5 protein-coding genes and 2 pseudogenes are annotated in these 7791 nt (G+C 48.6%); 3 read left to right on the top strand and 4 right to left on the bottom strand.

Annotated elements, in window-relative coordinates; genetic code table 11:
• Nucleotides 1-55: 55 nt before the first annotated feature.
• The 4 genes and pseudogenes from JCM2765_RS15450 to JCM2765_RS15435 form a co-directional block, all read right to left on the bottom strand.
• Nucleotides 56-436 carry a hypothetical protein gene (locus JCM2765_RS15450; RefSeq protein ID WP_057152462.1) on the bottom strand — a complete coding sequence of 127 codons (381 nt, stop codon included), beginning with the start codon at nucleotides 434-436 and terminating at the stop codon, nucleotides 56-58.
• A gap of 137 nt (nucleotides 437-573) precedes the next feature.
• On the bottom strand, nucleotides 574-783 hold the full coding sequence (locus JCM2765_RS15445) for a hypothetical protein (protein ID WP_054737460.1): 210 nt from the start codon (nucleotides 781-783) through the stop codon (nucleotides 574-576).
• Nucleotides 784-934: 151 nt separating this feature from the next.
• On the bottom strand, nucleotides 935-2218 hold the full coding sequence (pyrC, locus tag JCM2765_RS15440; RefSeq protein WP_054737459.1) for a dihydroorotase: 1284 nt from the start codon (nucleotides 2216-2218) through the stop codon (nucleotides 935-937).
• A 7-nt stretch (nucleotides 2219-2225) separates the two neighbouring features.
• A pseudogene (locus JCM2765_RS15435) lies at nucleotides 2226-3169 on the bottom strand (aspartate carbamoyltransferase catalytic subunit).
• A gap of 532 nt (nucleotides 3170-3701) precedes the next feature.
• Between JCM2765_RS15435 and JCM2765_RS15430 the strand changes: the two are divergent.
• The 3 genes and pseudogenes from JCM2765_RS15430 (at nucleotide 3702) to JCM2765_RS15420 (ending at nucleotide 7718) form a co-directional block, all read left to right on the top strand.
• On the top strand, nucleotides 3702-6086 hold the full coding sequence (locus tag JCM2765_RS15430; RefSeq protein WP_054737458.1) for an ATP-dependent DNA helicase: 2385 nt from the start codon (nucleotides 3702-3704) through the stop codon (nucleotides 6084-6086).
• 38 nt (nucleotides 6087-6124) lie between these two features.
• Nucleotides 6125-6822: pseudogene (locus JCM2765_RS15425) on the top strand (hypothetical protein).
• Nucleotides 6819-7718 (top strand): sce7725 family protein, encoded by a 900-nt coding sequence (locus tag JCM2765_RS15420; RefSeq protein ID WP_054737457.1) that lies wholly within the window; start codon nucleotides 6819-6821, stop codon nucleotides 7716-7718. The pseudogene JCM2765_RS15425 and the gene JCM2765_RS15420 overlap by 4 nt, the downstream one beginning before the upstream one ends.
• The last annotated feature ends 73 nt before the right edge of the window (nucleotides 7719-7791 follow it).

Below are 7791 nucleotides of genomic sequence, written 5' to 3'. Positions count from 1 at the left end.
GACAACAAAAAAGCCGCCAAACTGATGACCAGCTCAACGACCCCAAACACGCTATTTACTTAACAACAATATCATAATGCCCGCCATAAGTTCCACGGTCATGCACGACACCAATCCCAAGTGGGGTTTTGATCTTCGTACCGAACTTTTTGTTGTTCGCCAAGATCAAGTATCCCTGCTTGTCTCGACCGTTCAACGTATAAGTTCCATCTGACGTGTAAGCACCCATGCCGTAAAAGCCACTACCGTTTGGTGAGTAGTATGTAAAGACCCGTTTGTGATAGTAAACGCGACCCATCCGCTTGAACACGGATGCGCTCATGATCGCGTCATCAGCTGGGTTATATTTTTTAGCACTGGCACTTTGAGTGGCTGGCATTGCAAGGCCAGCAATCATGGCCATCACAACTGCAACCCAAGTTAATACTCGTTTCATCCGCACCGTCAATCTCCTTAAAACTTGCTCATCTTTTATCCAACTATTAGCTAGTATAAGCAATCAACGTAACGATGCGGTCACATTTAAGTTAACAAATCTTCAATTTTTGTCATACTTGTTACACAATTGTCATCTTAGCCGTGAAGTTTCTGAAATAATGCGGCGCGTAAATCAGTCCCGATGATTTCCAAAACGACTTTAATCAATTGATCAGACATGTAACCAGTCGCATCGAGTTGCGCTTCATGGCCGTTGACGTGGGTGATCATTGTCCCTTGCGTTTTCAACTCGATGTTATATGCCTGCAATAGTTCCGCCAAGGCCTTCAGTTCCGTTTCTGTCATTCGTCTTTGCCTCCTGATAATGGTATCCGTTTCAATCATACCACGAGTTTTAACTGCCTCGCACCTCGTACAACTATCGAAATTCAAAAACAGCAGTGCCTAAAAAATCAGCACTGCTGTTACGTTTGACTATTTGAGTTTCACTTAATCCTTATTTAGCCCGATAAGCAACTTCGCCATCAACCAAAGTCAACTTGGTTCCGCCATAAACGGTTTCGCCAACAAATGGTGAGTTATGTCCCTTAGACAAGAAGTCTTCTCGCTTGATTTCACTAGCGGTCGTTAGATCAAAGATGGCCAAGTCAGCTGGTGCGCCAACTGCCAAATGCCCAGCAGTTTGAATCCCAAACACATCAGCCGGCGCAACCGACATCCAGTTGATCAACTGCGCTAAGCTAAACTGCCCGGTCTTCACAAACTTGGTGTACAGCATTGCGAAGGCCGTCTCACTACCGGTAATCCCAAACGGTGCTTTCAACATTGACTGCGCTTTCTCAGCATCCGTATGTGGTGCGTGATCGGTGGCAATCATATCAATCGTGCCATCCAACAAGCCTTGGATCAACGCTTGCCGGTCAGTTTCACTCCGCAATGGGGGATTCATCTTCAACATCGCATTATCACTCGTGATGTCGGCATCACTCAACAGTAAGTGGTGTGGTGAGACTTCAGCCGTCACGTGCACGCCAGCCTGCTTAGCAGCTCGAATGACTTGAACAGTTTCCTTCGCTGACACGTGGCAAACGTGGTAGTGGGCACCAGTCGCGCCGGCTAACACCACGTCCCGAGCAACTTGGGCAGTTTCACTCACGCTCGGAATGCCGGGTAACCCTAATCGCTTAGAAGAATCGCCTTCGTGCATCACGCCGCCGTAAGTTAAACTATCATCTTCAGCGTGTGCCACTACGGCCATGTTCAGTTCAGCCGCCGCCTGCATCGCTTTATACATCGTGCCACTGGTTTGCACCCCGTTACCGTCGTTACTAAAGGCAAATGCCCCAGCCGCTTTCAAAGCTTCAAAGTCCACCAACTCGTCGCCACCACGATCAGTCGTGATCGTTGCGTACTGTAACACGTGAACGACAGCGTCTTGTTCGTTCTTCGCAATCAGCGCCTTGATCCGTTCTGGCGTATCTGGCGTTGGGATCACATTGGGCATTGCTGCCACCGTGGTATAACCACCCCGGGCAGCCGCTAAGCTCCCGGTTTTAATGGTTTCCTTCGCCGTTTGGCCGGGTTCTCTAAAGTGCACGTGCACGTCGACCAACCCTTGGCTCACAAACAATCCTTGGGCGTCAATGATTTTGTTAACTGCTGGTTGGGGGTTACTTAACTGGCCAATCGCAGTGATTATCCCGTCTTCAATCAAAATATCCTGAACTGCTAGGTGGCCGTTTACCAAACACTGGCCGTTCTTAATCAATCGTTTTGTCATTATCAGCTTAATCCTCTTCAACTAATCCTTTGTACCGTAACAGACTTGCCATTACAGCCATTCGTACGAAAACGCCATTTTGCATTTGGGTGAAGATCCGGGAACGGTCGCATTCAACCAGTTCATCCGCAATTTCAACACCGCGGTTAACGGGCGCTGGGTGCATGATGATGGCATGTTCTTGCATGCGGGCTTCGCGTTCAGGCGTCAACCCGAATTCGGCGTTGTAGCCAGCAGCGGTAAAGTTGGCGTTTTCCTTGCTATCAAGGCGTTCGTGTTGAACCCGCAGGAACATCATACGTCCATTTCGTCAACTAAGTCGTCAACGGGCATCCAGGTGCCAAAGGCTTGGAAGCGGTCGTCAAACCACTTCTTAGGGCCGCCAAAGTAAACCCGGGCGCCTAACTTGTTTAAGACTTCCATGTTTGAACGGGCAACCCGTGAATGGGCCAAGTCGCCAACAATAGCGACCTTCAAGCCTTCAAAGAAGCCAAATTCTTCGTAGATCGTCATCATATCGAGTAATGATTGCGATGGGTGTTCACCAGAGCCGTCACCACCGTTAGCGATACCAACGTGGATGTTGCGGTCGTCAACTAATTCTTGGTAGTATTCGTTGTGTTTATCCCGCATGGCAACAACGTCAACGCCGATGGCTTGTAAGGTCTTCAGCGTATCGGCCATGGTTTCGCCCTTGTTCACAGAACTGTGAGCGGGGTCAAAGTTAACCACGTTCAGGCCTAATTTGCGTTCTGCCATTTCGAAACTGGTGTGAGTCCGGGTGCTGTTTTCAAAGAATAAGTTGGCCGCATATACTGGGCGAGTCAGTTCAATTTGCTTACCTGCTTTAAATTGTTGGGCTTCACGGATAAAGTTCATCACTTCTCCAGAACTTAAATCCTTCATGCTCAGTACGTTTGCGTAGCTCAACGGCTTGGTCGTTTCCATCATAGTCAGTCATCCTCCTAATAATAAACGCGCCTTGCCGTGTTCGCAAAGCGCGCCTCTTAGGTGGTGTACCCTTGGACGTTTTGCTCTCACGGGAGACAATTAAATCGTCAGTGTCAATCTCATATCATGTACTCATTAGTCCGCGGTATTAAGAGCAATAAAAAAGCTCTCTACCGCCTGTGGGTAAAGAGTTCACTGCTGTCTAGACTTCTGGCCTAGAACTTATTGCCGATCCTTCTTAGTCTCACAGGACTAATTGTTAAAGGTTTGATTGGTTAAATCATAACCGCCTACCGCATAAAATACAAGCTTTTTTTACAAATTTCTTCAAAATATTCGGATTTAATATTGTTCACGTTATATCCATCCGATTTAATTGCTAATTAAAGGATAAACTCGAACATTATCAGCCATCAGTTAGCCTACTATTCACCATATCCGTTCGCTATCACCAAAGCAACTCGACTGTTATAATAGATTTATTCTGAGATTGGCCATCAGCCAACCTCGCGGCATAAGGAGCACCCGAATCATGGCAATCAGTAAAATCGGCATCCGCGAACTTGTGGAGTTCACCTTGAGATCAGGTAACCTTGGTGGCGGTCTAAATAGTTTAAACACCGCCCAAGAAGGCGCCAGGATCCACCGTCAACTCCAGAAGCAACGGGGCGATAATTACCAAAAAGAATACGCCCTCGACCGTAAAGTCACACTTGCCGACCGACCATTCCTCATTCATGGTCGCGCTGACGGCGTGATTTTAGCGGGCAATGACACCCTCATTGAAGAAATCAAAACGTCCGATCTGGCCTTCGAGGAGCTACCCGAAAACACCTTGACCCTCTACTGGGGTCAGGCCAAGATGTACGCCTACATTTTGATGACCGATGAGGACCTAGACCAATTAACGCTTCAACTGACTTATTACCGGCGAACAACTGACGAGGTCACTAAAAAGCAACTGACTTACACGCTGGCTGAAGCGACTGAGTTCTTCAACCAAGTGGTCAGTGAATACGAAACTTGGATTCAACTCGAAACTGATTTACGACAGGAACGTAACGCCTCGATTGCGACCCTTCCGTTCCCCTTTGATCAGTACCGAACCGGCCAACGGGAACTGGCGGTTGCCGTCTACAAGGCCCTGCGCCTCAAAAAGCAACTCTTTATCGAAGCCCCCACCGGAACTGGTAAAACCATCTCCACGGTTTTTCCCGCCATCAAAGCCATGGGGGAAGATCAGATTCAGCGGCTGTTCTACCTGACCGCCAAGCAAAGTACCCGCCACGTGGCTGAGCAAGCGTTAGATTTGCTAGCCGATAAGGGACTTGTTTTACGCAGTGTCACCTTAACCGCTAAGGACACCATCACCTTCCCAGAAGAAGTTGATTTAGCACCGGATGACAATCCCTATTTGGTTGGTTACTACGACCGCCTGAAACCAGCGTTGAAGGATATTCTCACTCACGAAACGGCGATCACCCGGCCGATTATCGAAACCTACGCGCACAAACACACGCTAGATCCATTTGAATTTTCACTGGACGTTAGCCTGTTTTGCGACATGATCATCTGTGATTATAACTACTTGTTTGACCCGCAAGTTTACCTGCAACGGTTTTTCTCGGTCGACCACGATGACGATAACTTTTTCTTAGTTGACGAAGCCCACAACTTGGTGAGCCGCTCACGAGATATGTACTCGACTGAGCTGGCGTTAGCACCACTGACAGACCTGATTGCGCTCACGAAAGATCAAACTGATCCATCGCACCTGTTGATCACCTCATTTCGCAAACTTCGCCGCGCCTTCTTTAAATTCGCAGGACCATTGCTGGAAAGCGGCAAGGACGAAAGCGTGTTTAACGATGCTGCCGTTGGATTCGATAAAGCGGTCAAACAGCTAACTGATTCCGTTGGCGATTGGCTTGGGCGTGAGCAACCCCAAGACGACTATACCAAAGCCGTTTTGGACTACTATTTTAGTTGCATGAGTTACCTTAAAATCGCCGACTTTTACGATGATACCTATCGCACGAAAATTACGGTTGGTGACGATCAGGATCGCGACATTACGTTTAAACAACTGTGCCTAGATCCCAGTGCGTTTTTGGCCGAGTCGCTTCAAAAAGGGCACGGCGCGGTTCTATTTTCAGCCACTTTTTCACCATTGGACTACTACCAACGGGTGCTCGGCGGTAGCGACGATAGTCTCTGTTATCAACTCCCCTCGCCATTTCCGCCAAAACACCAGACGATTCTCATCACCAACTACATTGAAACGACTTATCGCAAACGGGACGATAATCTGGTTAAAATTATTACCAGTATTAAAACGCTGATCAGCGGTAAGACCGGCAATTACTTAATTTTTCTGCCATCCTACTCCTTTATGAACACCGTCAGCGAGGCCTTTCAACTGGCTTACCCCGATGTTAAGACCAAGGTTCAGGCGACTAAAATGACTGAAAGTGAACGAGCTGCCTTTCTAGACGCCTTTACTGCGGATGGTGACCAAACGTTAGTCGGATTTGCAATTTTGGGTGGTCTGTTTTCTGAAGGCATCGACCTCGCTGCGGATCGACTAATTGGTGTAGGAATCGTCAGTGTTGGTTTGCCTGGTCTAAGTACCGAAAATGACCTACTCCGTGACTACTTTGACACCATGGACGAACCCGGCTTTGAGTACGCCTACCAGTTACCCGGTCTGAACCACGTTTTTCAGGCAGCTGGGCGGTTGATTCGAAGTGCGAAAGACGTGGGCGTGATTCTGCTGATGGATCGGCGGTTCGCGTCATCGCGCTATACCCGGTATTTTCCACCCCATTGGCAATACTATCGGACACTCTATCGGGAAAGCGACTTGGCCCCCACCATCGACCAGTTTTGGCAGTGGACGGCTGAACAAACCGATTAACTAGTTAACTAGCGAATGATCTAAACGAGGAATTAGTTATGAAAACAAAACTCACACTTGAACTAGAAAAGACCGTTTACGAAACCTGCATTGAAGCCGGTGCAGTGGCCGTTGAAGAAGTCACGATGCCCGACGACCAAGGCATCGTTGACACCCTCAGTTATCAACGATTCGCGGACGGTACCATTGAATGGCGGTGCTACGAGCTCAAAGTCACTAAAAGTGATTTTCATTCAAAGGCGAAACTATCCTTTATCGGTAACTACAACTACTTCGTGTTACCGCTAGCCCTTTACCAAGAAGTGAAGGATGAGATTCCGGCTGAAATTGGCGTTTTGAGCTACCAAGCTACGACCCCGACCAGCTGGCCACAGCGACTGAGCCCGTGTTAGCACCCGGTTACCTGACCGTTGAGAAAAAGCCGCGCTATCAAGAAGTGACGTTAGACCCCGATGAGTTAATGAGTCACTTTCTCTACTCGTTAGCCCGAGAAGTTCGAAAAGCCAAACGCGTTGAAACGGGCATCAGCCAGTATCCAACTGAGCGGCTGTACCGTGAATTGAAGAAGCGCCACCAGCACTACGATATTTACGATCCGGAAAATAACTTTTACGCGCGGTTCATCGACGAAACACGGAGCAGTGCGGTAACGGCCCTCCAAGAAGAAGTCGATGCCCTAAACCTTGAAATTGCTAAACTGCAGCACCAACTACTATCGGGCGGTGATCACACATGATCTACTACCCCTATCTTCGTGGCCGCCAATTTGACTTAAAAGCACTCACCACTTTTGCGACTGAACCCCATCAAAACGTGGTGCCCGTTATCGAACCGGTTCGCGACATTGCAGCGTTACCAAAAACGTTACAGGCCTTTATCGACCACCAGCAACCCGTTGCGGTCATTCAAAATCCGCAAGTTGACCACTACAACTATCAGGCTGAGCAACGTTACCCCATTAGCGCGCTGTTCGAAAGTCCCTGGGTGCAACGCGCCGTCATCTTGACACCGCTACTGCCGCCAGACCAACTTAACGATGCATTGGTCATCGTGCAACACTACGCCGACCTAAAACTCTTCATCGACCACAATTGGCTGCCCGCTTCCGCAACGGTGCTGGCACCACCAGAAGCCCGAATGCGACGGTTACTAACAGCTAACCAGCAGGCATTTGGCCACCTCTTCGACCACAACGAAGTCCGTGATCATAGCGCCGACTTTGCGAAGATGCCTGACAGTTTCTTCACTAATGACCAAACGTTTGCGCGTCAATACCACGAAACCGGCTTCGGCGACTACCTCACTCAGGGCAAGCCCTACTTCGAGCACGGCCATCCTAGTCGAACGGTGACGCTGCACCTGATTTATTTGCAAGACGGCATGGTTCGGATTCACCACTTTGTTTCTGATCAAAACGAAGACTTTAAGCACCAGAAGGAAAAATACTTTGAAGCGTTGGCTAAAACCATCGCGTGGTTCGACACGCAACCCGCAATTAACCAAACACCGGCGATTGACCAATTACGAGTACTGGCTGAGGCGCATAAGTTCCCTGGAATGGGGATTTTGAAGCAACTGACGTTAGAGCATCATTTGGTGATGATGGCGCGGTATATGGATGAAATGCATTAAGCGACTACGAATTTGTGGTCGCTTTTTTTGCTGTCGTTTGTGTCCAGCGTAAGTGTGCGGAGTTTGTGAAGCT

Origin of the sequence: Secundilactobacillus similis DSM 23365 = JCM 2765, from assembly GCF_001311075.1 — a bacterium.
In the GTDB taxonomy this organism is placed as follows: domain Bacteria; phylum Bacillota; class Bacilli; order Lactobacillales; family Lactobacillaceae; genus Secundilactobacillus; species Secundilactobacillus similis.
Note: the sequence above shows the minus strand (reverse complement) of the source record. Positions and strands in the feature narration are given on the sequence as shown.